The 26,935-nt window shown below is 59.1% G+C and carries 22 protein-coding genes; 17 read left to right on the top strand and 5 right to left on the bottom strand.

Annotation, left to right across the window (positions count from 1 at the left end; all coding sequences use genetic code 11):
• Positions 1–29 precede the first annotated feature (29 nt).
• Positions 30–635 carry a TetR/AcrR family transcriptional regulator gene (locus tag PMI25_RS11120; protein WP_007969638.1) on the bottom strand — a complete coding sequence of 202 codons (606 nt, stop codon included), beginning with the start codon at positions 633–635 and terminating at the stop codon, positions 30–32.
• Positions 636–769: 134 nt separating this feature from the next.
• Between PMI25_RS11120 and PMI25_RS11115 the strand changes: the two genes are divergently transcribed.
• Entirely contained in the window at positions 770–1,684 is a 915-nt protein-coding gene (locus PMI25_RS11115; protein WP_007969639.1) for a DUF808 domain-containing protein, read from the top strand.
• 174 nt (positions 1,685–1,858) lie between these two features.
• Here PMI25_RS11115 and PMI25_RS11110 read toward each other — a convergent pair whose 3' ends face one another.
• Positions 1,859–2,647: an MlaA family lipoprotein gene (locus PMI25_RS11110; RefSeq protein WP_007969640.1), complete on the bottom strand. Its 789-nt coding sequence runs from the start codon at positions 2,645–2,647 to the stop codon at positions 1,859–1,861.
• Complete coding sequence (locus PMI25_RS11105) at positions 2,640–3,938, bottom strand: serine protein kinase PrkA (protein WP_007969641.1); 1,299 nt, start codon at positions 3,936–3,938, stop codon at positions 2,640–2,642. The genes PMI25_RS11110 and PMI25_RS11105 overlap by 8 nt, the downstream gene beginning before the upstream one ends.
• Positions 3,939–4,161: 223 nt before the next feature.
• Here PMI25_RS11105 and PMI25_RS11100 point away from each other — a divergent pair, with 223 nt between their 5' ends.
• On the top strand, positions 4,162–4,530 hold the full coding sequence (locus tag PMI25_RS11100) for a hypothetical protein (protein ID WP_007969642.1): 369 nt from the start codon (positions 4,162–4,164) through the stop codon (positions 4,528–4,530).
• A gap of 97 nt (positions 4,531–4,627) precedes the next feature.
• Here PMI25_RS11100 and PMI25_RS11095 read toward each other — a convergent pair whose 3' ends face one another.
• Positions 4,628–6,223 (bottom strand): glycoside hydrolase family 17 protein, encoded by a 1,596-nt coding sequence (locus tag PMI25_RS11095; RefSeq protein ID WP_007969643.1) that lies wholly within the window; start codon positions 6,221–6,223, stop codon positions 4,628–4,630.
• Positions 6,224–6,511: 288 nt separating this feature from the next.
• Between PMI25_RS11095 and PMI25_RS11085 the strand changes: the two genes are divergently transcribed.
• The 3 genes from PMI25_RS11085 (at position 6,512) to PMI25_RS11075 (ending at position 9,641) form a co-directional block, all read left to right on the top strand.
• Entirely contained in the window at positions 6,512–7,363 is an 852-nt protein-coding gene (locus PMI25_RS11085) for a glycine betaine ABC transporter substrate-binding protein (protein ID WP_003222989.1), read from the top strand.
• 311 nt (positions 7,364–7,674) lie between these two features.
• On the top strand, positions 7,675–7,986 hold the full coding sequence (locus PMI25_RS11080; RefSeq protein ID WP_003222991.1) for a DUF485 domain-containing protein: 312 nt from the start codon (positions 7,675–7,677) through the stop codon (positions 7,984–7,986).
• Positions 7,983–9,641, top strand: coding sequence for a cation acetate symporter (locus PMI25_RS11075; RefSeq protein ID WP_007969644.1), 1,659 nt, complete (start codon positions 7,983–7,985; stop codon positions 9,639–9,641). Before PMI25_RS11080 ends, PMI25_RS11075 begins: the two co-directional genes overlap by 4 nt.
• Positions 9,642–10,678: 1,037 nt before the next feature.
• Here PMI25_RS11075 and gltA read toward each other — a convergent pair.
• On the bottom strand, positions 10,679–11,968 hold the full coding sequence (gene gltA / locus PMI25_RS11070) for a citrate synthase (RefSeq protein WP_003222994.1): 1,290 nt from the start codon (positions 11,966–11,968) through the stop codon (positions 10,679–10,681).
• A gap of 363 nt (positions 11,969–12,331) precedes the next feature.
• Here gltA and sdhC point away from each other — a divergent pair, with 363 nt between their 5' ends.
• From sdhC to PMI25_RS11010, 12 genes are all read left to right on the top strand, one after another.
• Positions 12,332–12,706, top strand: coding sequence for a succinate dehydrogenase, cytochrome b556 subunit (gene sdhC, locus PMI25_RS11065; protein ID WP_016773673.1), 375 nt, complete (start codon positions 12,332–12,334; stop codon positions 12,704–12,706).
• Entirely contained in the window at positions 12,700–13,068 is a 369-nt protein-coding gene (sdhD, locus tag PMI25_RS11060) for a succinate dehydrogenase, hydrophobic membrane anchor protein (protein WP_003222999.1), read from the top strand. The genes sdhC and sdhD overlap by 7 nt, the downstream gene beginning before the upstream one ends.
• A 3-nt stretch (positions 13,069–13,071) precedes the next feature.
• Positions 13,072–14,844 (top strand): succinate dehydrogenase flavoprotein subunit, encoded by a 1,773-nt coding sequence (gene sdhA, locus PMI25_RS11055; protein WP_007962857.1) that lies wholly within the window; start codon positions 13,072–13,074, stop codon positions 14,842–14,844.
• An 11-nt stretch (positions 14,845–14,855) separates the two neighbouring features.
• Positions 14,856–15,560: a succinate dehydrogenase iron-sulfur subunit gene (locus PMI25_RS11050; protein ID WP_003223007.1), complete on the top strand. Its 705-nt coding sequence runs from the start codon at positions 14,856–14,858 to the stop codon at positions 15,558–15,560.
• Positions 15,561–15,819: 259 nt separating this feature from the next.
• On the top strand, positions 15,820–18,651 hold the full coding sequence (locus PMI25_RS11045) for a 2-oxoglutarate dehydrogenase E1 component (protein WP_007962858.1): 2,832 nt from the start codon (positions 15,820–15,822) through the stop codon (positions 18,649–18,651).
• 42 nt (positions 18,652–18,693) lie between these two features.
• The gene (gene odhB / locus PMI25_RS11040) at positions 18,694–19,920 is read left to right on the top strand and encodes a 2-oxoglutarate dehydrogenase complex dihydrolipoyllysine-residue succinyltransferase (protein ID WP_007962859.1); all 1,227 of its coding nucleotides are present in this window, start codon (positions 18,694–18,696) and stop codon (positions 19,918–19,920) included.
• A gap of 97 nt (positions 19,921–20,017) precedes the next feature.
• Positions 20,018–21,454, top strand: coding sequence for a dihydrolipoyl dehydrogenase (lpdA, locus tag PMI25_RS11035; protein WP_007962860.1), 1,437 nt, complete (start codon positions 20,018–20,020; stop codon positions 21,452–21,454).
• Positions 21,455–21,656: 202 nt separating this feature from the next.
• Positions 21,657–22,823 carry an ADP-forming succinate--CoA ligase subunit beta gene (gene sucC, locus PMI25_RS11030; RefSeq protein ID WP_003223015.1) on the top strand — a complete coding sequence of 389 codons (1,167 nt, stop codon included), beginning with the start codon at positions 21,657–21,659 and terminating at the stop codon, positions 22,821–22,823.
• On the top strand, positions 22,823–23,704 hold the full coding sequence (gene sucD / locus PMI25_RS11025) for a succinate--CoA ligase subunit alpha (protein ID WP_003223019.1): 882 nt from the start codon (positions 22,823–22,825) through the stop codon (positions 23,702–23,704). Before sucC ends, sucD begins: the two co-directional genes overlap by 1 nt.
• Before the next feature lie 455 nt (positions 23,705–24,159).
• Complete coding sequence (gene brnQ / locus PMI25_RS11020) at positions 24,160–25,473, top strand: branched-chain amino acid transport system II carrier protein (protein ID WP_007962861.1); 1,314 nt, start codon at positions 24,160–24,162, stop codon at positions 25,471–25,473.
• Between the two features lie 256 nt (positions 25,474–25,729).
• On the top strand, positions 25,730–26,467 hold the full coding sequence (locus PMI25_RS11015) for a DUF599 domain-containing protein (protein ID WP_007962863.1): 738 nt from the start codon (positions 25,730–25,732) through the stop codon (positions 26,465–26,467).
• Positions 26,467–26,868, top strand: a complete 402-nt coding sequence (locus PMI25_RS11010; protein ID WP_007962864.1) for an MAPEG family protein — start codon at positions 26,467–26,469, stop codon at positions 26,866–26,868. The genes PMI25_RS11015 and PMI25_RS11010 overlap by 1 nt, the downstream gene beginning before the upstream one ends.
• The last annotated feature ends 67 nt before the right edge of the window (positions 26,869–26,935 follow it).

The following is a 26,935-nucleotide window of genomic DNA, read 5'->3' as shown; positions in this document are numbered from 1 at the left end:
CCTGCTCGCGAAGCGTTCAACGCGGTCTATCAGTCCGGCTCACACCCTTTCAACACCAACCGGATAATCGTCTGCGCCGCCGCCTCGTAATCCGCCTCGTCGAGCTTGTCCTTGCCGGTGACCGCAGAAATCTGCCAGTCGAAGTCGGCATAGGTCTGGGTCGCGGCCCAGATGCTGAACATCAGGTGGTTGGGGTCGATCGGGGCGATCTGGCCGCGGTCGATCCAGCTCTGGATGCAGTCGATGTTGTGCTTGGCCTGGCTGTTGAGCTGCTCCACCAGATCGGCGCTCAGGTGCGGGGCGCCGTGCATGATTTCGCTGGCGAACACCTTGGAGGCGAAGGGCAGGTCGCGGGAGATGCGGATCTTGGAGCGGATGTAGCCGCTGAGCACTTCGCTCGGCACGCCGTCCGGGTTGAACGGGGTCGAGGCCTGCAGGATCGGCACGATGATGCTTTCCAGGACCTCGCGGTAGAGGTTTTCCTTGGACTTGAAGTAGTAGTAGACGTTGGGCTTGGGCAATCCTGCCTTGGCGGCGATGTCGCTGGTTTTGGTCGCAGCGAAGCCCTTGTCGGCAAACTCCTCACTGGCGGCACGCAGGATCAGTTCTTTGTTGCGCTCGCGGATTGTGCTCATAAACCCGGTGGTTCCTTGCCTGTTCTGGCGGTTGCGCATGGTAGCACCGGCCTCGCGCATGGCTCAAGAATGCCCCGTGTGGCCCGCAGTCGCGGTATGCTGCGCGGCATTATTCACATAAGGAAACATGATTCATGGCAGGAAGCAGTTTGCTGGTGCTGATCGACGATATTGCCACCGTTCTGGACGATGTGGCGTTGATGAGCAAAATGGCCGCGAAGAAGACCGCCGGCGTACTCGGCGATGACTTGGCGCTCAATGCCCAGCAAGTCTCCGGGGTGCGCGCCGAGCGGGAAATTCCCGTGGTCTGGGCGGTGGCCAAGGGCTCGTTTCTCAACAAACTGATTCTGGTGCCCTCGGCGCTGGCGATCAGTGCGTTCGTGCCGTGGCTGGTGACGCCGCTGCTGATGGTCGGCGGCGCGTACCTGTGCTTCGAAGGCTTCGAGAAACTCGCGCACAAGTTCCTGCACAGCAAGGCCGAAGATGATGCCGACCACGCGCAACTGAGCGCGGCGGTGGCTGAGCCGAGCACCGATCTGGTGGCCTACGAGAAGGACAAGATCAAAGGCGCGATCCGCACCGACTTCATCCTCTCGGCGGAAATCATCGCCATCACCCTCGGCACCGTCGCCGACGCTTCGCTGACCCAGCAAGTGATCGTGATGTCCGGCATCGCCATTGTCATGACCGTCGGTGTTTATGGCCTGGTGGCCGGTATCGTCAAACTCGACGACCTCGGTCTGTGGCTGACGCAGAAATCCGGCTCGGCAGCAAAAAGCATCGGCAACGCGATCCTGCGTGCCGCGCCGTACATGATGAAAGGCCTGTCGGTGATCGGCACGGCGGCAATGTTCCTCGTCGGTGGCGGCATCCTCACCCACGGCGTTCCTGTGGTGCATCACTGGATTGAAAGTGTCGGTGTGGCGGCCGGTAGCGCAGGGTTCGCAGTCCCTGTGCTGCTCAATGGCGTAGCGGGGATTATCGCTGGCGCGGTGGTGCTGGCGGTGGTTTCGGTGGTCGGTAAAATCTGGCGCGCGATCAAAGGCTGAACACAGTTCTTTGTAGGAGTGAGCCTGCTCGCGATGAGGTCGTGTCAGTCACCTTTCATGTGTCTGATACACCGCTATCGCGAGCAGGCTCACTCCTACAGTTTGATCTAGGTTGTGCCATGAAAAAGGGCCATTCGACTCGCATCGAATGGCCCTTTTTTGTTGCCGCCGAAGTTACTCGGCAATCTGCAGCTTGCGCGACTCGGTGTACACGTAACGCACTTTCTCGTACTCGAACGGCGAGTTCATCTGGCCGTAGCGGAAGTTGGTCTGGTAGCGCTTGTCGACCGCGCGCAGGGCCCAGATTTCCGGGTGGTTGGAGCTGACTTCCGATACGTTCAGGTAGTTGATCGCCGATTCGGCGGTGTAGTCCACGGCCAGGCCGGCGGTGTCGCGAATGTTCGACGGGCCGAGGATCGGCAAGACGAAGTAGGCACCGCCCGGTACGCCGTAGAAGCCCAGGGTCTGGCCGAAGTCTTCGCTCTGGCGCGGCAGGCCCATGGCGGTGGCCGGGTCCCACAGACCGGCAATGCCGATAGTGGTGTTGAGCAGCAGCCGCGCGGTGGTTTCCATCGAGCGCTTGCCCTTGAACTGCAGCAGGCTGTTGACCAGGTTCGGCACGTCGCCAAGGTTGTTGAAGAAGTTGCTCACCCCGGTGCGCAGGAAACTCGGCGTCACGTAGCGATAACCGTCGACCACCGGCAGGAAAACCCATTGATCGAAGCGGTAGTTGAAGTGGTAGACGCGGCGGTTCCACGATTCAAGCGGGTCATAGACGTTGAGCGCGTTGAGCGTCGAGCGCTCGAACTCGCGCTGGTCCAGCCCCGGGTTGAACTTGAGTTTGGACAGCGGCTCCTTGAAGCCATCGCTGTCGACCACCACCGGCGCGTTGGCTTTGCTGTTGTCGGCCTGGGCCACGCCTGCACTGAGGAGCGCTGCAATCAGCAGGAGATATTTAGCCACGGAAGAACTCCAGCATGGCGTCGCTGTTGACGCGGTAGTTAAGGTTGCCGCAATGGCCGCCCAGTGGGTAAACGGTCAGGCGATCACCGAAGGTCTTGCGCAGGAAACCGAGGTCGCCCGGGCCAAGAATCACGTCGTCGGCGTTGTGCATGACGGCGATTTTCGGGCTGTCGTGCAGGTAATCCTTGAGTGCGTACAGGCTGACCTGATCGATCAGTTGCAGCAGGCTGCCGCCATCAGTGCGCGCGCGCCACATCGGGATCACCTGTTCGGTCAGGTAGCAGTCGAAGTCGCATTGCAGTGCACGCTTGAGGAATGGTGTGAGGCTGGTGCCTTCGGTGATCGGGAATTTCGGCGGAGTGATCAGGCCACGACGGTTGATCAGGTCGGAGGTGAAGGCGATGTCGGCCGCCGAGAAGCGGAACGAGGTGCCGATCAGCATCGCCATCTGCTCGTTGGTCAGGTGCTGTTTCGACTGCTGGAAGTCGTAGAGCAGGGCGTCATTGAGGTCGATGTAGCCTTTCTGCTGGAAATAGCGGGTCAGCTTGTTCAGCACCAATTCGTAGAACGTGGTGCTGTTGTTGATGCCTTTCACCTCGGTCTGCACCAGCTTGTCGAGGTTGGTGATCGAGGTGTAGAGATTGACCGGCGGGTTGAGCAGCAGGACTTTCTTGAAGTTGAAACTGCGCCGGGTCTCGTCCAGATGCGCGACGAACGCGGCATCCAGCGCGCCGAGACTGTAGCCGCTGAGGTAGTACTCGGTGACCGGCAGTTTCGGATGCTGCGCGCGCACGGCCTGCATCACCCGGTACATGTCTTCGGCGTCTTCCTTGGTGATGCCCGGGGTGGCGAAGCGTGAAGCGGCGCTGATGAAGTCGAAGCTGGTTGGCGACGACAACTGCACCACGTGGTAGCCGGCCTTGTAGTAGAGCTTCTTCAGGTATTCGTTGAGCGTGCTGTCAAAGCGCGCACCGGTGCCGGCGATCAGGAAGATCAGCGGCGCCGGTTTGTCCTGCTCGGCGATGCGGTAGGTGAGTTTCTTCACCGCCCAGAAATTGTCCGGGAGGATGAAGGCCCGTTCCGGGCGCAGGGTGATGCTGTGGTCGGACTGATTGATCTCGTCGTTCGACGGCAATTCCGGACGCAGGTCCGGTGGCGTGGTGGCGATGGTCGCCTCGAACGGGTTGGTCAGGGGATAGCCATAACTGGCGGCATCGATATCCACCGCCAGTGCGGACGCACTCAGAATAAGGCCGCTGAACAGCGCGGCGAAGCGCAAGGAACGGAGCATGACTGGATCCCTTAAAGGAAGGTGCCGAATGAAGTTCGCAGGCTATGACCACCGGGCTTGCGCCAAAGTGCCATGCCTCGGCACCAAACAGGCAGAATTCGGAGTAATAGTAGCTGGACGATACACTTTGCAAGGCGCGGATGACCAGTTAACAGTTGTTAGTGCTTGCCAACGCGTACGGGCAGATTAAGCTGGCCGCCGATTTCGTTGATTGGAGAGTTTCATGTCCCGCCGCTTGCCCGTGATTCTGTTGCTCGTGCTGTTGCCGCTGTGGCTGGCCGCCAGTTATGGCGCGCGTTATGGCTTCATGGAGGACGGACAGTGGGTTGGCATCTGCGTCGATGAGGCGAGCCGCTGGGAATGCGCGGTGCGCTCGAACCTGGGGCTGATGATTCACTTCAAAGTGTTGGGCTGGACTGCGCTGGGCGCGGCGCTACTCGGTTTTGTCCTGCCGGGGCGGGCAGGGTGGTGGCTGGCGGTGCTGGCGCTGGTGTTCGGGTTGCCGGCGCTGGCGTTGTACAACACGACTCTGGCGGTGTTTGCGGTGGTGATTGGCGGATTGCGGTTGGTCAGAGCGTCTCGTAGCGCCTGATCCTCAGCTATCGCGAGCAGGCTCACTCCTACAAGGGAACGCATTCCAAACTGTAGGAGTGAGCCTGCTCGCGATGAGGCCGTTCGGCTAATGAAAATCAGCGATTGCGAACCCGCAAGCTGCGCCACAACGCAGCGACCATCAACCCGCTGACCAACGCCCAACCCCATGCCTGCTGATTGAACAAGCCTTCTACATACAGCTGCGGCGCAATGCCGGCGCCGATGATGAAGGTCAGCAGGGCGATTTCCCGACGCGGCACGCTGACCGGACGGCACACGTACACCAGCCCCGGCAGAATGAATGCCATGCTGGCAAAACTGCGATAACGCGCATCGAAGACCATTTCCAGCATCATCACCGCCGCCGCAAACCCTGCCAGCGCAACCAGCCAGCCGGCACGGCGCTCCAGCAGATTGAACGCCCTTTCACGCCATCCCTGACGGTTGCTCATGGTCAGCGCGGCATGCGCCAGCACCAACAGATTCAACGCCGTCAGCAAGCCGACCCACAACCATTCGCTGGCAAACCGTGTAGTCACCCGCGCCAAGTCACCCCAGGCGCCGATCGAGCAGGCTGCAACTGCCGCAAGCAGGGGCAGAACCAACGCCGATTGCGTCGTGCGCACCCGACCGCCGAGCATCAGCGTGCCGAGGAAGATCAGCCCGCCAACTGCCAGCCATTCCTTCCAGTACGGCACGTTGGTCACTGGCCCGGCGAGCACGCCCTTGTCCTGACGATCGGCGTCGAACAGGCCCCAGTAACCGCCAACTGCACCTTCGCTGCCACGTTTCCATGGCTGGTCGAACGCTTCGATCAGGTTGTAATGCCAGCCTTCCTTCTCGGCCATCGCGACAAAACCGCGAATGAACTTGGCCTCGTTGACCCGACTCGGCAGGGCGGTCTCACGCTGGCGGCCTTCGCTGGGCCAGCCGGTCTCGCCGATCATCACGTCTTTGGGCGCGAATTTGTTGCCGAACACCTGACGCACATCCGCCACATGTTGCAGGGCGACATCGATATTCGACGGATCATCTTCCCAGTACGGCAGCAAATGAATGGTCAAGAAATCTACCGCCGGCGCGACTTCCGGGTGCTTGAGCCAGAACTCCCAGACATCGGCATAAGTGACCGGTTGCTTGACCTGGCTTTTGACCTTGTTGATCAGCTTCGCCAGTTGCGCGCCGGTGACTTCCTTGCGCAGCAACGCTTCGTTGCCGACGATCACCGCGCTGACCACATCCGGGTTGGCGTTGGCCGAAGCAATCAGCAGTTCGACTTCTTTCTCGGTGTCCACCGGGTTGCTGTTGACCCAGGCGCCGATCATCAACTTCAAACCGTGCTTGCGCGCCAGTTGCGGCAGGGCTTCGAGGCCGGTCATCGAGTAGGTGCGGATGCATTCGAAGCGCGTCGCCAGCAGGGCGAGGTCGGCGTCCATGCGCTCCGGGCGCAGCTTGAACGGCACGTCGAACGGCGACTGATCCTTGTCGAATGGCGTGTAGGAGGCGCATTGCAACTTGTGCGTCGGGGTCGCGGCGTCCGGCAGGATCACCGGTTTGCCGAGGCCGTACCAGAAGCCGCCAAGGGCAAACAGGCCGAGCAGGCAGGCGAAGAGATAAGGAACAAACGGGAAGCGGGAAGTCGCGGACATGGTCAGGCCGAGTGGCTGCAAAGCGACGCATGTTACCTGCATTTATCCGCGGGTTGGTGGCCTGCATGATTTGCACATGCAAAGTTCGGGCGGATTGTCTGGCGCCAATTATTCAGAGGCGATTAATGGCCTTCTGATGTCGTTTCTCGCTGTATTGAGGTCGCTGACAGAGCAGGTCGCTACGGGCGTCAGGCCGATGATCGAAAGCGTCAGTACTCCACTGGCATTCGAGCGAGTTTGCGGTCAGGCGTGATGGGGGCGCTGTGCACCATAACAATACGTTGACGATGCCCGGCATCCGTCGGGCGCAGCATTTCGGGGAAGTAAACGATGAAGATGCGACGACTTTTAGGCGCAGGTGCCGCTCTGGTGCTTGCGATGAGCTCCACTTTCGCCAGCGCTGAAAAACAGACCCTGAATATCGGTTACGTTGACGGCTGGTCCGACAGCGTCGCGACCACCCACGTGGCGGCCGAGGTGATCAAGCAGAAACTCGGCTACGACGTGAAACTGCAGGCCGTCGCCACCGGGATCATGTGGCAGGGCGTGGCCACCGGCAAACTCGACGCGATGCTCTCGGCCTGGCTGCCGGTTACCCACGGCGAATACTGGGCGAAGAACAAGGATCTGGTCGTCGATTACGGCCCGAACTTCAAGGATGCAAAAATCGGCCTGATCGTGCCGGAGTACGTCAAAGCGAAATCGATCGAAGACCTCAAGACCGATGACAGCTTCAAGAACCGCATCGTCGGCATCGACGCCGGTTCAGGCGTGATGCTCAAAACCGATCAGGCGATCAAGGATTACGGCCTGGACAAATACACGCTCAAGGCCAGTTCCGGCGCCGGCATGATTGCCGAGCTGACCCGAGCCGAGAAAAAGAACGAGTCGATTGCCGTCACCGGTTGGGTGCCGCACTGGATGTTCGCCAAATGGAAACTGCGCTTCCTCGACGATCCGAAAGGCGTGTACGGCGCGGCTGAAACCGTGAACAGCATCGGCAGCAAAGAGCTGGACGCCAAAGCTCCGGAAGTGGCCAAGTTCCTGAAGAACTTCCAGTGGGCATCGAAAGACGAAATCGGCGAAGTCATGCTGGCCATCCAGGACGGCGCCAAGCCTGAAGCGGCGGCCAAGGATTGGGTCGCCAAGCACCCGGATCGCGTGGCTGACTGGACCAAATAAAAGTACCAACAACGCCTGACCCCTGTGGGAGCGAGCTTGCTCGCGAAAGCGGTGTAACAGTTGACAGAAATGTTGGCTGACACGACGCCTTCGCGAGCAAGCTCGCTCCCACATTTGTTTCCAGCAACAAGTCCCGTCTGGGAGGGTTTACGGCTGTTTCAAAGCCTCTTTCCAATTCTTTCGGCTAATTAGCGTCCAAAAATTGGCGAAAACGTCATGTCGTTCTAATACTAAGGTCGTCTGGAACCCGTTCCGCAGCCGCATACAGTGGATATGTTCCAACAATAATCTGTGCTGCGAGGATAAAAACAATGAACGACAGCATTTACCTCTCGATTCAAAACAGCCCGCGCTTCAAGGAGCTGGTGAGAAAAAGGGAACGATTCGCCTGGATACTCTCGGCGATCATGCTAGGGCTTTACTCCGCTTTCATCCTGTTGATCGCTTACGGGCCGCAAGTGCTCGGGGCCAAACTCAGTCCCGGGTCGTCGATTACCTGGGGCATTCCGATCGGTGTCGGCCTGATTGTCTCGGCCTTCATTCTGACCGCAATCTACGTACGACGCGCCAACGGCGAGTTTGACGACCTGAACAATGCGATTCTCAAGGAGGCTCAGCAATGATCCGGCGTCTACTGGCTCTTTTGAGCATCGCAGCGTTCGCCCCGGCCGTCTGGGCCGCTGACGCCCTGACCGGCGAAGTCCACAAACAACCGCTCAACGTTTCCGCGATCGCCATGTTCGTGGTGTTCGTCGGTGCCACCCTGTGCATCACTTACTGGGCCTCCAAACGCAACAAATCGGCCGCCGACTACTATGCGGCGGGCGGCAAGATCACCGGGTTCCAGAACGGTCTGGCGATTGCCGGCGACTACATGTCGGCGGCGTCCTTCCTGGGAATTTCCGCGCTGGTGTTCACCTCCGGCTACGATGGCCTGATCTATTCGATCGGCTTTCTGGTGGGCTGGCCGATCATTCTGTTCCTGATCGCCGAGCGTCTGCGTAACCTGGGCAAATACACCTTTGCCGACGTGGCGTCCTACCGTCTCGGGCAAACCCAGATCCGCACCCTGTCGGCCTGCGGTTCGCTGGTGGTGGTGGCGTTCTACCTGATCGCGCAAATGGTTGGCGCCGGCAAGCTGATCCAGCTGCTGTTCGGTCTCGACTACTACGTTGCGGTGATTCTGGTGGGCATCCTGATGTGCCTCTACGTGCTGTTCGGCGGCATGCTGGCGACCACCTGGGTGCAGATCATCAAGGCGGTGCTGTTGCTGTCGGGCGCCTCGTTCATGGCGCTGATGGTGATGAAGCACGTCAACTTCGACTTCAACACACTGTTCTCCGAAGCGATCAAGGTTCACCCCAAAGGTGAAGCGATCATGAGCCCGGGCGGTCTGGTGAAAGATCCGATTTCGGCGTTCTCCCTCGGTCTGGCACTGATGTTCGGTACCGCCGGTCTGCCGCACATCCTGATGCGCTTCTTCACCGTGAGCGACGCCAAGGAAGCGCGCAAGAGTGTGCTGTACGCTACCGGTTTCATTGGCTACTTCTACATCCTGACCTTCATCATCGGCTTCGGCGCGATCCTGCTGGTCAGCACCAATCCTGACTTCAAGGATGCGGCGGGCGCGCTGCTCGGCGGCAACAACATGGCGGCGGTGCACCTGGCCGACGCGGTGGGTGGCAGTGTGTTCCTTGGTTTCATCTCGGCGGTGGCGTTCGCGACCATCCTGGCGGTGGTGGCCGGTTTGACCCTTGCCGGTGCGTCGGCGGTGTCGCACGACCTGTATGCCAGCGTGATCAAGAAGGGCAAGGCCAACGACAAGGATGAAATTCGCGTGTCGAAGATCACCACCATCGCGCTGGGCGTGCTGGCGATCGGCTTGGGCATTCTGTTCGAAAGCCAGAACATTGCGTTCATGGTGGGCCTGGCGTTCTCCATCGCAGCAAGCTGCAACTTCCCGGTGCTGTTGCTTTCGATGTACTGGAAGAAGCTGACCACCCGCGGTGCGATGGTGGGTGGCTGGCTGGGGCTGGTGAGTGCGGTGGGCCTGATGATTCTTGGCCCGACCATCTGGGTGCAGATTCTGCATCACGAGAAGGCGATCTTCCCTTACGAGTACCCGGCGCTGTTTTCGATGATCATTGCGTTCATCGGGATCTGGTTCTTCTCGATTACTGACAAGTCGGCGGCGGCCGAGAACGAGCGGGCGCTGTTCTTCCCGCAGTTTGTGCGTTCGCAGACTGGGTTGGGGGCGAGTGGGGCGGTTTCGCACTAAGCGTTGGTTGCATGGTTTGAGTGAAATGCCCTGGTTGAGAGATCGGGGCGTTTTTTTGTGGGCGGTTATCGGACTTGGGCCTTCGTGGTTGGTGTTTATGAGTACATATCCGTTGCTGCGGTAACGGCTGCTTAGGGTTCCGCCCTTACGGCGGGTCACTTTTGGCAAACGCCCCAAAAGTAACCAAAAGGTCTGTGCCCTGACGTTCGGCCCTCGCCTAGGCTCCGGTTCCTTCGCTCCGGGATTCATCCGGGGGGCAGCGCCTACGGTTTGCTTCGCTGCACCTCCTCTCGCTGTGTTTGGCTGCGCCAAACGGTCGCTGCGCTCCCACCCCCGGGTAAATCCCTCCACTCAGCCTGCCGACGGGCCCTCAGATCAAAAGCGGTACTCGAGCTAACGCTCATTGTGTTGAGTGGGGCGGCTTTGCCGCGGGGACAGCACGAAATCCGAACTGTACCTGCCGGCGATGGCGGCCTACGAGCCGCTGAATGCACTCAATCCAAATGTGGGAGCTGGCTTGCCAGCGATGGCGGCCTGACAGCCGACCAATCTCTATCTGAATACACCCAATCCCCTGTAGGAGCTGCCGAAGGCTGCGATCTTTTGATCTGCTTTGGCTCTGGCTCTGGCTTTTGACCTGGCTTTTGATCTTCAGCCCCTTCGGCAGGCCGAGCGTAGGTGTCCATCAGGGGGAAGGCGCGCAGCGCCATGCGGCGAAGCCGCATACATCGAGAGGAGGTGCAGCGAAGCAAACCGTAGGCGATGCCCCCTGATGGGCACCGTAGCGAGGGAACACTGAGCCTAAGCGAAGTGCCGTACGCCGGGGGAAGCCTTTTGGGTTACCTTTTCGGCGTCTGGAAAAGGTGACTCGCTGTAAGAGCGAAACCGCCAGCGGCAGCACCCGCAGAAACGGATATGCCCACAAAAGCCCCAAAACCCAGTCGGCCCACAGGCCGCTGCGACCAGACAAACAAAAACGGCCTCTATATAAGAGGCCGTTCCCGATACAACTTCAAGACGTTATCGCAAGACAAGCCTTATTTGCGGTCTTCCAGCTTGGTGATATCACGCGACTCGTAGCCAGTGTACAACTGGCGCGGACGGCCAATCTTGTACGGGCTGGAGAGCATTTCTTTCCAGTGCGAAATCCAGCCGACAGTACGAGCCAGCGCGAAGATCACGGTGAACATGCTGGTCGGAATGCCGATCGCCTTGAGGATGATCCCCGAGTAGAAGTCGACGTTCGGGTACAGCGAGCGTTCGATGAAGTACGGGTCGGTCAGCGCGATCTCTTCCAGGCGCATGGCCAGTTCGAGTTGCGGATCGTTGTTGATGCCCAGTTCCTTCAGTACCTCGTCGCAGGTCTGCTTCATTACAGTCGCACGCGGGTCGCGGTTCTTGTAAACGCGGTGACCGAAGCCCATCAGCTTGAACGGATCGTTCTTGTCCTTGGCCTTGGCGATGAACTTGTCGATGTTGGACACATCGCCAATTTCGTCAAGCATGGTCAGAACGGCTTCGTTCGCACCGCCGTGGGCAGGGCCCCACAGTGCGGCGATACCGGCGGCGATACAGGCGAACGGGTTGGCACCCGAAGAACCTGCCAGACGCACGGTGGAGGTCGATGCGTTCTGCTCGTGGTCGGCGTGGAGGATGAAAATCCGGTCCATGGCCTTGGCGAGTACCGGGCTGATCGGTTTGATCTCGCACGGGGTGTTGAACATCATGTGCAGGAAGTTTTCCGCGTACGTCAGGTCGTTGCGCGGGTACATCATGGGTTGACCCATGGAGTACTTGTAAACCATCGCTGCCAGGGTTGGCATCTTGGCAACCAGACGGATCGCGGAGATTTCGCGATGCTGCGGGTTATTGATGTCCAGGGAGTCGTGGTAGAAGGCCGAGAGGGCGCCGACTACGCCGCACATGACGGCCATCGGGTGGGCGTCGCGACGGAAGCCGTTGAAGAAGGTTTTCAGCTGCTCGTGAACCATGGTGTGGTTTTTCACGGTGCTGACGAACTGGGCCTTCTGTTCTGCAGTCGGCAATTCGCCATTGAGCAGCAGGTAGCAGGTTTCCAGGTAGTCCGACTTTTCAGCCAGCTGTTCGATCGGGTAGCCGCGGTGCAACAGAATGCCGTTGTCGCCGTCGATATAGGTGATCTTCGATTCGCACGAGGCGGTCGACATGAAACCCGGGTCGAAAGTGAAGCGGCCCGTGGCCGTCAGGCCCCGAACATCGATTACATCGGGACCAACGGTGCCGGTTAAAATGGGCAGCTCGACGGGGGCTGCGCCCTCGATGATCAACTGCGCTTTTTTGTCAGCCATGTGGCCTCCTATTTATGCTTGAACCATCAGACAGACCCCCCACGCAGGGCCCGCACCACTATAGTGAGATAAATTCGAATGTCAATTTGCCTAAAGTCTTGCTCCAGAAGGCTTTAAGCGCACTTTTTCCTCGAAATTGACTGCCATTTACGCCTTTTATGCGACTTGTGCAATCAGCTATTGGGGGTAGGTGATTGCGTTGTCATTAGTAGCCTAACTGTCTATACTCGGCCACCGACCGCCAAGGGCTTTTGGGCTTGCTTTCATTGGGGGTCGCATCCCTGGGTGGTGGTTACCTGACCAGTGCACTCCCCAACAACTTTGCCCTGATTGTTAGGGGCTCTTCAGTGTGAAAAAAAAGCCGTGAAAAGCCAACGACCTGTAAACCTAGACCTAAGGACCATCAAACTCCCAGTCACTGCTTACACGTCCATTCTTCACCGTATCTCCGGTGTCATCCTCTTCGTGTGCCTTGCCATCATGCTTTACGCATTGGACAAGTCGCTGAGCTCCGAGGAAGGCTTCGGTCAGGTGAAAGCGTGTCTGACCAGTCCGCTAGCCAAGCTAGTGATTTGGGGCATCCTGTCCGCTCTGCTGTATCACCTGGTTGCCGGTGTGCGCCATTTGATCATGGACATGGGCATCGGTGAGACGCTGGAAGGCGGCAAGCTGGGCTCGAAAATCGTTATCGCCGTTTCCGTGGTGGTAATCGTTCTGGCAGGAGTCTGGATATGGTAACTAACGTCACGAACCTCTCGCGTTCGGGCCTCTATGACTGGATGGCGCAACGTGTGTCGGCGGTCGTTCTCGCGGCTTACTTCATTTTTCTGATCGGATACGTCGTGGCCCACCCTGGCCTCGAGTACGCCCAGTGGCATGAACTGTTCGCCCACAACGGGATGCGTATTTTCAGCCTCCTGGCCCTTGTTGCTCTCGGCGCTCACGCCTGGGTCGGCATGTGGACCATCGCGACCGACTATCTGACGCCAATGGCGTTCGGCAAGTCCGCGACGGCTATACGTTTCCTTTTCCAGGCAGTATGCGGCGTTGCGATGTTCGCTTACTTCGTCTGGGGTGTGCAGATTCTCTGGGGTATCTGAGTCATGGCTAACATTCCAACGATTTCTTTCGACGCCATCATTATTGGTGGTGGCGGTGCCGGCATGCGCGCTGCGCTGCAGCTGGCACAGGGCGGTCACAAGACTGCCGTGATCACCAAGGTTTTCCCGACCCGTTCGCACACTGTATCCGCCCAGGGCGGCATCACCTGCGCAATCGCGTCCGCCGACCCGAACGATGACTGGCGCTGGCACATGTACGATACCGTCAAGGGTTCCGACTACATCGGTGACCAGGACGCTATCGAATACATGTGTCAGGAAGGCCCGGCTGCCGTTTTCGAGCTGGACCACATGGGTCTGCCGTTCTCGCGTACCGAGCAAGGCCGTATCTACCAGCGTCCGTTCGGTGGTCAGTCCAAGGACTACGGTAAAGGTGGCCAGGCTGCCCGTACCTGCGCAGCCTCCGACCGTACCGGTCACGCGCTGCTGCACACCCTTTATCAGGGCAACCTGAAAGCCGGTACCACGTTCCTGAACGAGTACTACGCTGTCGACCTGGTGAAAAACCAGGAAGGCGAATTTGTCGGTGTGATCGCGATCTGCATCGAAACCGGCGAAACTTCGTACATCCGCGCCAAGGCCACCGTACTGGCCACTGGCGGTGCTGGCCGTATCTACGCCTCCACCACCAACGCCCTGATCAACACCGGCGACGGCGTTGGCATGGCGCTGCGTGCTGGCGTACCGGTACAAGACATTGAAATGTGGCAGTTCCACCCGACCGGCATCGCCGGCGCCGGTGTACTGGTGACCGAAGGTTGCCGTGGTGAAGGTGGTTACCTGATCAACAAGCACGGCGAGCGTTTCATGGAGCGTTATGCTCCGAACGCGAAAGACCTCGCTGGTCGTGACGTGGTTGCCCGCTCGATGGTTAAAGAAATCATCGCCGGCAACGGTTGCGGTCCGAATGGCGACCACGTAATGCTCAAACTCGACCACCTGGGCGAGGAAGTGCTGCACAGCCGTCTGCCAGGTATCTGCGAACTGTCGAAGACTTTCGCCCACGTTGACCCGGTGGTTGCGCCGGTTCCGGTTGTTCCGACCTGCCACTACATGATGGGCGGCGTTGCCACCAACATTCATGGTCAGGCGATCACCCAGAACGCCGAAGGCGTGGATCAGATCATTCCTGGTCTGTTCGCGGTAGGCGAAGTGGCTTGCGTATCGGTACACGGTGCCAACCGTCTGGGCGGCAACTCGCTGCTAGACCTGGTGGTATTCGGCCGCGCTGCCGGCCTGCACCTGGAAAAGGCGCTGACCGACGGCATCGAATATGACGACGCTACCGAAGCCGACATCGAAGCTGCCCTGTCGCGTCTGAACGCGCTGAACGGCCGTACCGATGGCGAAGACGTGGCGACCCTGCGTCGCGAGCTGCAAAGCTGCATGCAGAACTACTTCGGTGTATTCCGTACTGGCGAATACATGCAGAAGGGTATCGCTCAGCTGGCCGATCTGCGCAAGCGCATCGCCAACGTGAAGATCAACGATAAGTCGCAGGCGTTCAACACCGCGCGTATCGAAGCTCTGGAACTGCAAAACCTGCTGGAAGTGGCTGAAGCTACCGCCATTGCGGCCGAAGTACGTAAAGAGTCCCGCGGCGCCCACGCCCGTGAAGACTTCGAAGACCGTGACGACGAAAACTGGCTGTGCCACACCCTGTACTTCCCGGGTGAGAAACGTGTCGCCAAGCGTGCCGTGAACTTCTCGCCGAAGACTGTTCCGACTTTCGAACCTAAAGTCCGGACTTATTAAGGGTGACCGCCATGTTGCAAGTCAGTGTTTATCGCTACAACCCTGATCAGGACGCTGCGCCGTTCATGCAGGAATTCCAGGTCGATACCGGTGGTAAAGACCTGATGGTGCTGGACGTGCTGGCCCTGATCAAAGAGCAGGACGAGGGTTTCTCCTATCGTCGCTCTTGCCGTGAAGGCGTCTGCGGCTCCGACGGCATGAACATCAACGGCAAGAACGGCCTGGCGTGCATCACGCCGCTGTCCGCTGTCGTAAAAGGCAACAAGTTGATCGTTCGTCCGCTGCCAGGTTTGCCGGTTATCCGTGACCTGGTTGTCGATATGAGCATCTTCTACAAGCAATACGAGAAGGTTAAGCCTTACCTGCAGAATGACACGCCGGCTCCGGCCATCGAGCGTCTGCAGTCCCCTGAAGAGCGTGAAAAGCTCGACGGTCTGTACGAGTGCATCCTGTGCGCCTGCTGCTCGACCTCGTGCCCGTCCTTCTGGTGGAACCCGGACAAGTTCCTGGGTCCAGCTGCCCTGCTGCAAGCGTACCGCTTCCTGGCAGACAGCCGTGACACCAAGACGTCCGAGCGTCTGGCTTCGCTCGATGACCCGTTCAGCGTCTTCCGCTGCCGGGGCATCATGAACTGCGTCAACGTATGTCCGAAAGGCCTGAACCCGACTAAGGCCATCGGTCACATCCGTAACATGCTGCTTTCGAGCGGCGTGTGATTCAGCTGCTGTAACCGTAGAACCGCTGTACCGAAGAGGCTGTGGCGCGGGCTTCAACCCGCGTCATGGCTATAACCAGAGCAGTAGCCACAAGCTGCAGCTCTTATTTTGAAGAAATGAGACAAGCAGGGGCATCCGGGCTGGTACCCGGACTATCAGCGTGATCCTAAGTGGCTTGTTTTGGTCGCTGCATTCGGACTTCTGCAAGTTTGCTCGGTATTGACGCCGATGGTGTTCCCCTAACCGAGGGTGACCAAGCATGCAAGAAAGCGTGATGCAGCGCATGTGGAACAGCGCCTACCTTTCAGGTGGAAACGCTGCCTATGTGGAAGAGCTTTATGAGCTCTACCTGCACGACCCTAACGCTGTGCCAGAAGAGTGGCGCACCTACTTTCAGAAGCTGCCTGCCGATGGCAGCTCTGCCACTGATGTTTCGCACTCCACAATTCGCGATCATTTCGTGCTGCTGGCAAAGAACCAGCGCCGCGCCCAACCGGTTTCCGCCGGCAGCGTGAGCAGTGAGCACGAGAAGAAGCAAGTTGAAGTGCTGCGATTGATCCAGGCCTACCGTATGCGTGGCCACCAGGCAGCCCAGCTGGACCCGCTGGGGCTGTGGCAGCGTCCTGCACCTGCAGACCTGTCGATCAATCATTACGGCTTGACCAATGCCGATCTTGATACGACCTTCCGTGCCGGCGACCTGTTCATCGGCAAAGAGGAAGCGAGCCTACGCGAAATTCACGAAGCGTTGCAGCAGACATATTGCCGCACCATCGGCGCTGAATTCACGCACATCACCGATTCCGAGCAGCGCCAGTGGTTCCAGCAGCGTCTGGAAAGCGTGCGCGGTCGTCCGACGTACTCGGCCGACATCAAGAGCCACCTGCTCGAGCGCGTCACTGCCGGTGAAGGCCTGGAAAAATACCTGGGCACCAAATACCCGGGCACCAAGCGTTTCGGTCTGGAAGGCGGCGAAAGCCTGATTCCGATGCTCGACGAACTGATCCAGCGTTCCGGTTCCTACGGTACCAAGGAAGTCGTCATCGGCATGGCCCACCGTGGCCGTCTGAACGTGCTGGTCAACACCTTCGGCAAGAACCCGCGTGAGCTGTTCGACGAGTTCGAAGGCAAGAAGAAGGTCGAGCTGGGTTCCGGTGACGTCAAATACCACCAGGGCTTCTCGTCCAACGTGATGACCGCCGGCGGTGAAGTTCACCTGGCCATGGCGTTCAACCCGTCCCACCTGGAAATCGTTTCCCCGGTGGTCGAAGGTTCGGTTCGTGCCCGTCAGGATCGTCGTAACGACCCGACCGGTGAGAAGGTTCTGCCGATCTCCATCCACGGTGACGCTGCATTCGCAGGTCAGGGCGTGGTCATGGAAACCTTCCAGATGTCGCAGACCCGCGGTTTCAAGACCGGCGGTACCGTGCACATCGTGATCAACAACCAGGTCGGTTTCACCATCAGCAACCCGCTGGACTCGCGTTCCACCGAGTACGCCACCGACGTTGCGAAGATGATCCAGGCGCCGATCCTCCATGTGAATGGTGATGATCCGGAAGCCGTGCTGTTCGTGACCCAGCTGGCCATCGACTACCGCATGCAGTTCAAGCGTGACGTGGTGATCGACCTGGTCTGCTACCGTCGTCGCGGCCACAACGAGGCCGACGAGCCAAGCGGCACCCAGCCGCTGATGTATCAGCAGATCACCAAGCAGCGCACCACCCGTGAGCTGTACGCTGATCGTCTGACCCAGGCCGGTGTAGTCGACGCAGAGCGTGTTCAGGCGAAAGTCGACGAATACCGCAACGCGCTGGACAACGGTCTGCACGTAGTGAAATCGCTGGTCAAAGAGCCGAACAAAGAGTTGTTCGTGGACTGGCGTCCGTATCTGGGCCACGCCTGGACTGCGCGTCACGACACCCGTTTCGACCTGAAGACCCTGCAGGAACTGTCCGCCAAGCTGCTGGAAATTCCGGAAGGCTTCGTGGTTCAGCGTCAGGTCGCGAAGATCTACGAAGACCGTCAGAAGATGCAAGCCGGCGGCCTGCCGATCAACTGGGGTTATGCCGAAACCATGGCGTACGCAACCCTGGCGTTCGAAGGTCACCCGATCCGCATGACCGGTCAGGACATCGGCCGCGGTACGTTCTCGCACCGTCACGCTGTGCTGCACAACCAGAAAGACGCGGGCACCTACATTCCGCTGCAGAACCTGTACGACGGTCAGCCACGTTTTGACCTGTACGACTCGTTCCTCTCGGAAGAAGCGGTACTGGCCTTCGAATACGGTTACTCGACCACCACGCCAAACGCGCTGGTGATCTGGGAAGCCCAGTTCGGCGACTTCGCCAACGGTGCACAGGTCGTTATCGACCAGTTCATCACCAGCGGCGAACACAAGTGGGGCCGTCTCTGCGGTCTGACCATGCTGTTGCCGCACGGCTACGAAGGTCAGGGTCCTGAGCACAGCTCGGCACGTCTTGAGCGTTACCTGCAGCTGTGCGCCGAGCACAACATTCAGGTGTGCATGCCGACCACCCCGGCCCAGATCTACCACTTGCTGCGCCGTCAGGTGATTCGCCCGCTGCGCAAACCTCTGGTAGTGCTGACGCCGAAGTCGCTGCTGCGCCACAAGTTGGCCGTCTCGACCCTGGAAGATCTGGCTGAAGGTTCGTTCCAGACCGTGATCCCGGAAATCGATGCCCTGGACCCGAAAAAGGTCGAGCGCGTTGTTCTGTGCAGCGGCAAGGTCTACTACGACCTGCTGGAAAAACGTCGTGCCGAAGGCCGTGACGATATCGCCATCGTACGTATCGAGCAGCTGTATCCATTCCCTGAGGACGACTTGAAAGAAGTCCTGGCGCCTTATACCAACGTCAAGCATGCCGTTTGGTGTCAGGAAGAGCCGATGAACCAGGGCGCCTGGTACTGCAGCCAGCATCACCTGCGTCGCAGCATCGGTAACCTCAACAAGTCTCTCGTACTCGAGTACGCGGGCCGTGAGGCTTCTGCTGCCCCAGCATGTGGTTACGCATCGATGCACGCCGAGCAGCAGGAAAAACTGCTGCAAGACGCGTTTACCGTTTAACGCCTTCGCGCACCTGAAACCGAATTTAAGGAACCACAGATAATGGCTATCGAGATCAAAGCCCCCACTTTCCCGGAATCGGTTGCCGATGGCACCGTTGCCACCTGGCACAAAAAACCGGGCGACGCCGTCAAACGTGACGAACTGATCGTCGACATCGAAACTGACAAGGTCGTACTGGAAGTGCTGGCTACCGCCGACGGCGTGCTGGGCGCAATCGTCAAGAACGAAGGCGACACCGTTCTGTCCGACGAAGTCCTGGGCTCCATCACTGAAGGTGGTGCTGCTGCGGCTGCTCCAGCCGCCGCCGCTGCTGCTCCGGCCGCTGCTGCCGCTGCCCCGGCTGCTGCCGAAGGCGAAGACGATCCTGTTGCTGCTCCGGCTGCGCGCAAGCTGGCTGAAGAGAACGGCATCAACATCGCTTCCGTTGCCGGCACCGGCAAAGGCGGTCGTGTGACCAAGGAAGACGTGGTGGCTGCGGTTGCCGCGAAGAAAGCCGCTCCAGCTGCTGCACCTGCCAAGGCTGCTGCTCCAGCCGCTGCTGCTCCTGTGTTCGCCGCTGGCGACCGCGTTGAAAAACGCGTGCCGATGACCCGTCTGCGTGCCAAGGTTGCCGAGCGTCTGGTTGAAGCCCAGTCGAACATGGCAATGCTGACCACCTTCAACGAAGTCGACATGACCGAAGTCATGGCCCTGCGTTCGAAGTACAAGGACCTGTTCGAGAAGTCCCACAACGGCGTACGCCTGGGCTTCATGTCGTTCTTCGTCAAGGCTGCCACCGAAGCGCTGAAACGCTTCCCGGCAGTCAACGCTTCGATCGACGGCGCGGACATCGTCTACCACGGCTACGCCGACATCGGTGTTGCGGTTTCCAGCGACCGTGGCCTGGTTGTACCGGTTCTGCGTAACGCCGAGCTGATGAGCCTGGCGGAAATCGAAGGCGGCATCGCCACGTTCGGCAAGAAGGCCCGTGACGGCAAACTGTCGATGGAAGAGATGACCGGCGGTACCTTCACCATCACCAACGGTGGTACCTTCGGTTCGATGATGTCGACCCCGATCGTCAACCCGCCGCAGGCAGCGATTCTGGGCATGCACAACATCATCCAGCGTCCTATGGCCATCAACGGTCAGGTCGTGATCCGTCCGATGATGTACCTGGCACTGTCCTACGATCACCGTCTGATCGATGGCAAAGAAGCTGTAACCTTCCTGGTGACCATCAAGAACCTGCTGGAAGATCCGGCTCGTCTGTTGCTGGATATCTGATAGAAGCAGCCATGCGCTGCGGGAGGCGTACCGTCGGCAACGGCGGTACGGCCCGCAGCGCGCGGCTTGAAGCTTTTCGCTAAAGAGGATTTTTTGAATGTCGCAGAAATTTGACGTAGTAGTGATCGGTGCCGGCCCTGGCGGCTATGTAGCTGCCATCAAGGCCGCGCAGCTGGGTCTCACCACTGCCTGCATCGAGAAGTACACCGACGCTGAAGGCAAGCAAGCCCTCGGCGGTACTTGCCTGAACGTCGGCTGCATTCCGTCCAAGGCGCTGCTGGACAGCTCCTGGAAGTACAAGGAAGCCAAAGAGAGCTTCAACGTTCACGGTATCTCGACCGGCGAAGTCAAAATGGACGTCGCTGCGATGGTTGGCCGCAAGGCTGGCATCGTCAAGAACCTGACTGGCGGCGTTGCCACCCTGTTCAAGGCCAACGGCGTTACTTCGATCCAGGGCCACGGCAAGCTGCTGGCTGGCAAGAAAGTCGAAGTCACCAAGCCGGACGGTTCGGTTGAAGTCATCGAAGCCGAAAACGTCATCCTGGCTCCAGGTTCGCGTCCGATCGACATTCCGCCGGCTCCGGTCGATCAGAAAGTCATCGTCGATTCGACTGGCGCTCTGGAATTCCAGTCCGTACCTAAACGTCTGGGCGTGATCGGCGCTGGCGTGATCGGTCTGGAACTGGGTTCGGTGTGGTCGCGTCTGGGTTCCGAAGTGGTTGTCCTCGAAGCACTGGACACCTTCCTGATGGCAGCGGACACCGCTGTTTCCAAGGAAGCGCTGAAAACCCTGACCAAGCAAGGTCTGGACATCAAGCTGGGTGCTCGCGTAACCGGTTCGAAAGTGAACGGCGACGAAGTCGTTGTTAACTACACCGATGCCAACGGCGAACAGTCCATCACTTTCGACAAGCTGATCGTAGCCGTTGGTCGCCGTCCGGTGACCACTGATCTGCTGGCTGCCGACAGCGGCGTGACCCTGGACGAGCGCGGTTTCGTGCACGTTGACGATCACTGCGCCACCACCGTACCGGGCGTTTACGCCATCGGTGACGTGGTGCGCGGCATGATGCTGGCGCACAAGGCCTCGGAAGAGGGCATCATGGTTGTCGAGCGCATCAAGGGCCACAAGGCTCAGATGAACTATGACCTGATCCCTTCGGTTATTTATACTCACCCGGAAATCGCGTGGGTAGGCAAAACCGAGCAGGCCTTGAAAGCCGAAGGCGTTGAAGTTAACGTCGGCACCTTCCCGTTCGCCGCTTCCGGCCGTGCCATGGCCGCCAACGATACCGGTGGTTTCGTCAAGGTCATCGCTGATGCCAAGACCGACCGCGTATTGGGCGTGCACGTGATTGGCCCGAGCGCTGCAGAACTGGTTCAGCAGGGCGCGATCGGTATGGAATTCGGCACCAGCGCTGAAGACCTGGGCATGATGGTTTTCTCCCATCCGACCCTGTCTGAAGCCTTGCACGAAGCTGCTCTGGCTGTGAATGGCGGCGCCATCCACATTGCCAACCGCAAGAAGCGTTAAGACACACAATAAGAAACCACGGCGGTAACGGCCCGTCGTGAGCCTTGCGAGCAAGTCTCACCGCGGAATGTCCGCTGGACGCAGTCTTGCGTAGCTGCACCGGGTATCCGGAAAGGCTACGCAAGCAGCAGTCACAGGTGGCGCGGCACTCATCAAGAGCGCAGCGCCGAATGCGCAGTACCTAACGAAGACGGTAAAAAGCATGAATCTTCACGAGTATCAGGGTAAGCAGCTGTTCGCTGAATACGGCCTGCCAGTTTCCACTGGTTACGCAGTAGACACCCCGGAAGCAGCAGCAGAAGCTTGCGACAAAATCGGCGGCAGCGAGTGGGTTGTCAAAGCCCAGGTCCACGCCGGTGGTCGCGGTAAAGCGGGCGGCGTCAAGCTGGTTCGCAACAAAGAAGACGCCAAGGCCTTCGCACAGCAGTGGCTGGGCAAGCGTCTGGTGACTTACCAGACTGACGCCAATGGTCAGCCAGTCACCAAGATCCTGGTTGAATCGTGCACTGATATCGCTAAAGAGCTGTACCTGGGCGCTGTCGTTGACCGTTCGAGCCGTCGCATCGTGTTCATGGCTTCCACCGAAGGTGGCGTGGACATCGAGAAAATCGCTCACGACACTCCAGAAAAGATTCTGAAGGCCACTATCGATCCACTGGTTGGCGCTCAGCCATTCCAGGGCCGCGAGCTGGCGTTCCAACTGGGTCTGGAAGGCAAGCAAGTTGCCCAGTTCGCCAAGATCTTCGTGGGTCTGGCCAAACTGTTCCAGGATCACGATCTGGCCCTGCTGGAAGTGAACCCGCTGGTGATCAAGGCTGACGGCGATCTGCACTGCCTGGACGCCAAAATCAACATCGACGCCAACGCCATGTACCGTCAGCCTAAGCTGAAGACTTTCCACGATCCGTCGCAAGACGATCCGCGCGAAGCGCACGCTGCCAAGTTCGAACTGAACTACGTAGCCCTGGAAGGTAACATCGGCTGCATGGTCAACGGTGCCGGCCTGGCCATGGGTACCATGGACATCGTCAACCTGCACGGCGGCAAGCCAGCCAACTTCCTCGACGTAGGTGGTGGTGCTACCAAAGAGCGCGTGACCGAAGCCTTCAAGATCATCCTGTCCGACACCAACGTCGCTGCAGTACTGGTCAACATCTTCGGCGGCATCGTTCGCTGCGACATGATTGCCGAAGGCATCATCGGCGCTGTGAAAGAAGTCGGCGTGAAAATCCCGGTTGTTGTTCGCCTTGAAGGCAACAACGCTGAGCTGGGCGCTAAAGTACTGGCAGAAAGCGGTTTGAACATCATCGCTGCTACCAGCCTGACCGACGCTGCTCAACAAGTTGTCAAAGCTGCGGAGGGCAAATAATGAGCGTCCTGATCAATAAAGACACCAAAGTTATCTGCCAGGGTATTACCGGTTCGCAAGGTAGTTTCCACACCCAGCAAGCCATCGAATACGGCACCAAGATGGTTGGTGGCGTAACGCCGGGCAAAGGCGGCACCGAGCACCTGGGTCTGCCAGTGTTCAACACCGTCAAGGATGCAGTAGCTGCCACTGGCGCTACCGCCAGCGTGATCTACGTTCCGGCTCCTTTCTGCAAGGACTCGATCCTGGAAGCTGCTTTCGGCGGCATCAAGCTGATCGTCTGCATCACCGAAGGCATTCCTACCCTGGACATGCTGGACGCCAAAGTTAAGTGCGACGAGCTGGGTGTTACCCTGATCGGCCCTAACTGCCCAGGCGTGATCACCCCAGGCGAATGCAAGATCGGCATCATGCCAGGTCACATTCACTTGCCAGGCAAGGTCGGTATCGTTTCGCGTTCCGGCACCCTGACCTACGAAGCTGTGAAGCAGACCACTGACGCCGGTTTCGGTCAGTCGACTTGCGTCGGCATCGGTGGTGACCCGATCCCGGGTTCGAACTTCATCGACATCCTGAAGCTGTTCCAGGAAGACCCGAAGACCGAAGCGATCGTGATGATCGGCGAGATCGGCGGTTCGGCTGAAGAAGAAGCGGCTGCCTACATCAAGGCACACGTGACCAAGCCGGTTGTTTCCTACATCGCTGGTGTGACTGCTCCTCCGGGCAAGCGCATGGGCCATGCTGGCGCAATCATCTCTGGCGGCAAAGGCACTGCAGACGAGAAATTCGCTGCTCTGCAAGACGCAGGCGTGAAAACCGTGCGTTCGCTGGCAGACATCGGCAAGGCCCTGGCCGAGCTGACCGGTTGGGCTGTCAAGTAAGCCTCGTGCTTGACTGACGCTTCACCAGACAAAGGCCACCTTCGGGTGGCCTTTGTTGTTTCTGGCATATGGGTATTCGAGTGGATTTTTGTGGCGAGGGAGCTTGCTCCCGCTGGGCTGCGAAGCAGCCCGAATACAATCTCCAGGTTCATGAGGGTTTACTGGGTTTGCGCTTGCTGCGCAGTCGAGCGGGAGCAAGCTCCCTCGCCACAGGGTTGTGGTTAGGAAAAATAGATGCGTAAACGCGACACAGACACGTCGTGTATCGGATAGTTCGCCCTCAAACAGTGCGTTTGTCAGACAAATTCGTTAGGCTAGCAGCCATTTTTGCGTCTGCCGCCCACAAGGCATGCAACGCGCTAAACGGGTCAGTCTTATACGGACTGACAGCATTTCCCTAACCCCACAGGGAAATCCCCCTCTAAATTCCGATTCAGTAGTGTGGTATTTCCTTAATGAAAGTTTTGAAAGGTCAGGACATCCTGGCACTGGGCTTCATGACATTTGCCCTGTTTGTCGGGGCCGGCAACATCATTTTCCCGCCTATCGTCGGCCTGCAGTCCGGACCTAACGTCTGGATGGCGGCGCTGGGCTTCTTGATCACGGCGGTCGGTCTGCCGGTGATCACCGTCGTCGCCCTGGCCAAGGTCGGTGGTGCGATGGATGCGCTGAGCAGCCCGATCGGCAAGATTGCCGGTGGTGTGCTCGCCGCGGCGTGCTACCTGGCAGTCGGCCCGCTGTTCGCCACCCCGCGAACAGCGACCGTGTCGTTCGAAGTGGGTCTGGCGCCGCTGACCGGCGAAAGCCCGCTGGCACTGTTCCTCTACAGCTCGGTGTACTTCCTGCTGGTGTTCTTCATTTCGCTGTACCCGGGTCGCCTGCTCGATACCGTCGGGCGTTTCCTCGCACCGCTGAAGATCATCGCCCTGGCCGTCCTCGGCATTGCCGCATTCGCGCTGCCGGCCGGTGACATCGGTGTCGCCACCCCGGAATACGTTGCCGCACCGTTTTCTCAAGGTTTCATCAATGGTTACCTGACCATGGACACCTTGGGCGCTCTGGTATTCGGCATCGTCATCGTCAACGCGATCCGCTCCCGTGGCGTCGAGTCGCCTGCGCTGATCACCCGCTACGCGATCATTGCCGGACTCATCGCCGGTGTCGGTCTGGCGCTGGTGTACATCAGCCTGTTCCGCCTCGGCTCCGGCAGCCATGAAGTTGCCGCCGGTGCCAGCAACGGCGCGGCGGTGCTGCATGCTTACGTGCAACACACCTTCGGTTCGCTGGGCAGCGGTTTCCTCGCGGTGCTGATCTCGCTGGCGTGCCTGGTGACGGCGGTAGGTCTGACCTGCGCCTGCGCCGAATACTTCAGCCGCGTGCTGCCACTGTCCTACAAGACCCTGGTGATCATCCTCGCCGCGTTTTCGCTGCTGGTGTCCAATCTGGGCCTGACCAAGCTGATCGCGTTCTCGATCCCGGTGCTGACCGCGATCTACCCGCCGTGCATCGTTCTGGTGGCCCTGAGCTTCTGCAAGGACTTCTGGCATGAACACGCTCGGATCCTCGGCCCGGTGATGCTGGTATCGTTCCTGTTCGGCACCATCGACGCGCTCAAGGGCGCTGGTCTGGCTGACTGGATGCCGTCGCAGCTGTCGCACCTGCCGCTGAGCGAGCAGGGTCTGGCGTGGCTGGTGCCATGCGTGATGACCCTGGTGGTCGCCGTGGTCTGTGATCGCCTGCTGGGCAAGCGCAGCGAAGCCGTTGCCTGACGTTGCCTGACCCGCCACAAGCGGGTCTTCAGCGCTTAAACAGAAATGCCCCGTATCAATAGATACGGGGCATTTTTTATGGATGTCAGGCAGTGTCTTTTTCCTTGAACCAGCGTCGAAGCACTGCATCGATTTTATGTAGGAGTGAGCCTGCTCGCGATGGCGTCGTGTCTGTCAGATCAATGCCGGATGTGCCACCGGATCGCGAGCAGGCTCACTCCTACAGGTAATGCATTCACATTTCACAGGAAAACGAATGTCGTTCATCCAAGCTAACCTGATCCACCTGCTGGCCGCGCTCTGGTTTGTCATCTGCTGGGGCGGCTACACCCGTTATGCGTCGTGGAAGGCCCGCGATACCGCGTGCCTGGCCAGCGTGCTGCACCTGTACCGCGAAGACTGGATGCGCCGCATGCTGTTGCGCGACAACCGCATCGCCGACGCCAGCGTGATCGGTAACCTGGAGCGTAACGCCTCGTTCTTCGCCTCCAGCACCCTGATCATCCTCGCCGGCATTCTCACGGTGCTCGGTGCGTCCGAGCGCGCCGTGTCGTTGCTGGCGGATATTCCGATGGTGCAGCAGGCATCGCAGGGCATGTCGGAGATCAAGTTGCTGTGCCTGGCGCTGGTGTTCGTCTATGCGTTCTTTACGTTCAGCTGGTGCATGCGTCAGTACAACTTTGCCGCAGTACTGGTCGGCTCGGCGCCGATGATTGGTGAGCGACAGGTTTCCGAGCAGGAACGCAAGGCCTTCGCCCTGCGGGCGGCGCGAGTGATTTCGATGGCGGCCAACCAGTTCAACTTCGGCCTACGCTCTTATTACTTCGGCATGAGCATGCTGGCATGGTTTGTCAGCCCATGGCTGTTCATGTTGATGAGTGCCGGTGTGGTCATCGTGTTGTACCGCCGCGAGTTTCATTCCGACGTGCTTGATGTGATGGTCTATACCCCTACAGAGGCGCCATTGCCCGAAACCAATAAAGAGGCCGTTTGATGAGTATTCCGTTCTGGTGTGTGTTTATCAGTGCATTGTTGATTTACATCGCGCGTATGCCGGTGGGCAAGGCCATGAAAGAGCAGGGTGGTTACAACAACCATCTACCGCGCCAACAGCAGGCGCAACTCACTGGCTACGGCGCGCGGGCGCTGGCGGCGCACCAGAACTGCATCGAAGCGTTCATTCTGTTTGCCGTCGGCGTGCTGATGGCGCACACCACACAAACACAAGGCTGGTTGATCGATGCCCTGGCGATCATCTTTGTAATCGCGCGAATTCTTTACGTGTGGTTGTACCTGGCGGATAAACCATCCCTGCGCAGCCTGGTGTGGCTGGTCGGCCTGATCTGCAGTTTGTTACTGATGATTAGTCCGACTTTTAGAACCGTATTGCTCTAACACAACCTCTACACCAAGGCTGACAAAAAATAACAGGCAAAAGAAAACCCGCACTTGGCGGGTTTTC

Source organism: Pseudomonas sp. GM30, from assembly GCF_000282275.2.
GTDB lineage: Bacteria > Pseudomonadota > Gammaproteobacteria > Pseudomonadales > Pseudomonadaceae > Aquipseudomonas.
The sequence above is the reverse complement of the archived record's forward strand: the minus strand, read 5'-3'. Positions and strand labels throughout refer to the sequence as shown.

What these genes read in the sequence shown, in the direction of transcription:
- PMI25_RS11075 (WP_007969644.1), top strand. Translation starts at nt 7,983, where the DNA reads ATGATCCGGCGTCTACTGGCTCTTTTGAGCATCGCAGCGTTCGCCCCG.
- PMI25_RS11085 (WP_003222989.1), top strand. Translation starts at nt 6,512, where the DNA reads ATGAAGATGCGACGACTTTTAGGCGCAGGTGCCGCTCTGGTGCTTGCG.
- odhB (WP_007962859.1), top strand. Translation starts at nt 18,694, where the DNA reads ATGGCTATCGAGATCAAAGCCCCCACTTTCCCGGAATCGGTTGCCGAT.
- PMI25_RS11105 (WP_007969641.1), bottom strand. Translation starts at nt 3,938, where the DNA reads ATGCTCCGTTCCTTGCGCTTCGCCGCGCTGTTCAGCGGCCTTATTCTG.
- PMI25_RS11100 (WP_007969642.1), top strand. Translation starts at nt 4,162, where the DNA reads ATGTCCCGCCGCTTGCCCGTGATTCTGTTGCTCGTGCTGTTGCCGCTG.
- PMI25_RS11115 (WP_007969639.1), top strand. Translation starts at nt 770, where the DNA reads ATGGCAGGAAGCAGTTTGCTGGTGCTGATCGACGATATTGCCACCGTT.
- PMI25_RS11080 (WP_003222991.1), top strand. Translation starts at nt 7,675, where the DNA reads ATGAACGACAGCATTTACCTCTCGATTCAAAACAGCCCGCGCTTCAAG.
- lpdA (WP_007962860.1), top strand. Translation starts at nt 20,018, where the DNA reads ATGTCGCAGAAATTTGACGTAGTAGTGATCGGTGCCGGCCCTGGCGGC.
- brnQ (WP_007962861.1), top strand. Translation starts at nt 24,160, where the DNA reads ATGAAAGTTTTGAAAGGTCAGGACATCCTGGCACTGGGCTTCATGACA.
- PMI25_RS11045 (WP_007962858.1), top strand. Translation starts at nt 15,820, where the DNA reads ATGCAAGAAAGCGTGATGCAGCGCATGTGGAACAGCGCCTACCTTTCA.
- PMI25_RS11095 (WP_007969643.1), bottom strand. Translation starts at nt 6,223, where the DNA reads ATGCAGGTAACATGCGTCGCTTTGCAGCCACTCGGCCTGACCATGTCC.
- PMI25_RS11015 (WP_007962863.1), top strand. Translation starts at nt 25,730, where the DNA reads ATGTCGTTCATCCAAGCTAACCTGATCCACCTGCTGGCCGCGCTCTGG.
- sucC (WP_003223015.1), top strand. Translation starts at nt 21,657, where the DNA reads ATGAATCTTCACGAGTATCAGGGTAAGCAGCTGTTCGCTGAATACGGC.
- sdhA (WP_007962857.1), top strand. Translation starts at nt 13,072, where the DNA reads ATGGCTAACATTCCAACGATTTCTTTCGACGCCATCATTATTGGTGGT.
- PMI25_RS11120 (WP_007969638.1), bottom strand. Translation starts at nt 635, where the DNA reads ATGAGCACAATCCGCGAGCGCAACAAAGAACTGATCCTGCGTGCCGCC.
- sucD (WP_003223019.1), top strand. Translation starts at nt 22,823, where the DNA reads ATGAGCGTCCTGATCAATAAAGACACCAAAGTTATCTGCCAGGGTATT.
- PMI25_RS11010 (WP_007962864.1), top strand. Translation starts at nt 26,467, where the DNA reads ATGAGTATTCCGTTCTGGTGTGTGTTTATCAGTGCATTGTTGATTTAC.
- PMI25_RS11050 (WP_003223007.1), top strand. Translation starts at nt 14,856, where the DNA reads ATGTTGCAAGTCAGTGTTTATCGCTACAACCCTGATCAGGACGCTGCG.
- sdhD (WP_003222999.1), top strand. Translation starts at nt 12,700, where the DNA reads ATGGTAACTAACGTCACGAACCTCTCGCGTTCGGGCCTCTATGACTGG.
- gltA (WP_003222994.1), bottom strand. Translation starts at nt 11,968, where the DNA reads ATGGCTGACAAAAAAGCGCAGTTGATCATCGAGGGCGCAGCCCCCGTC.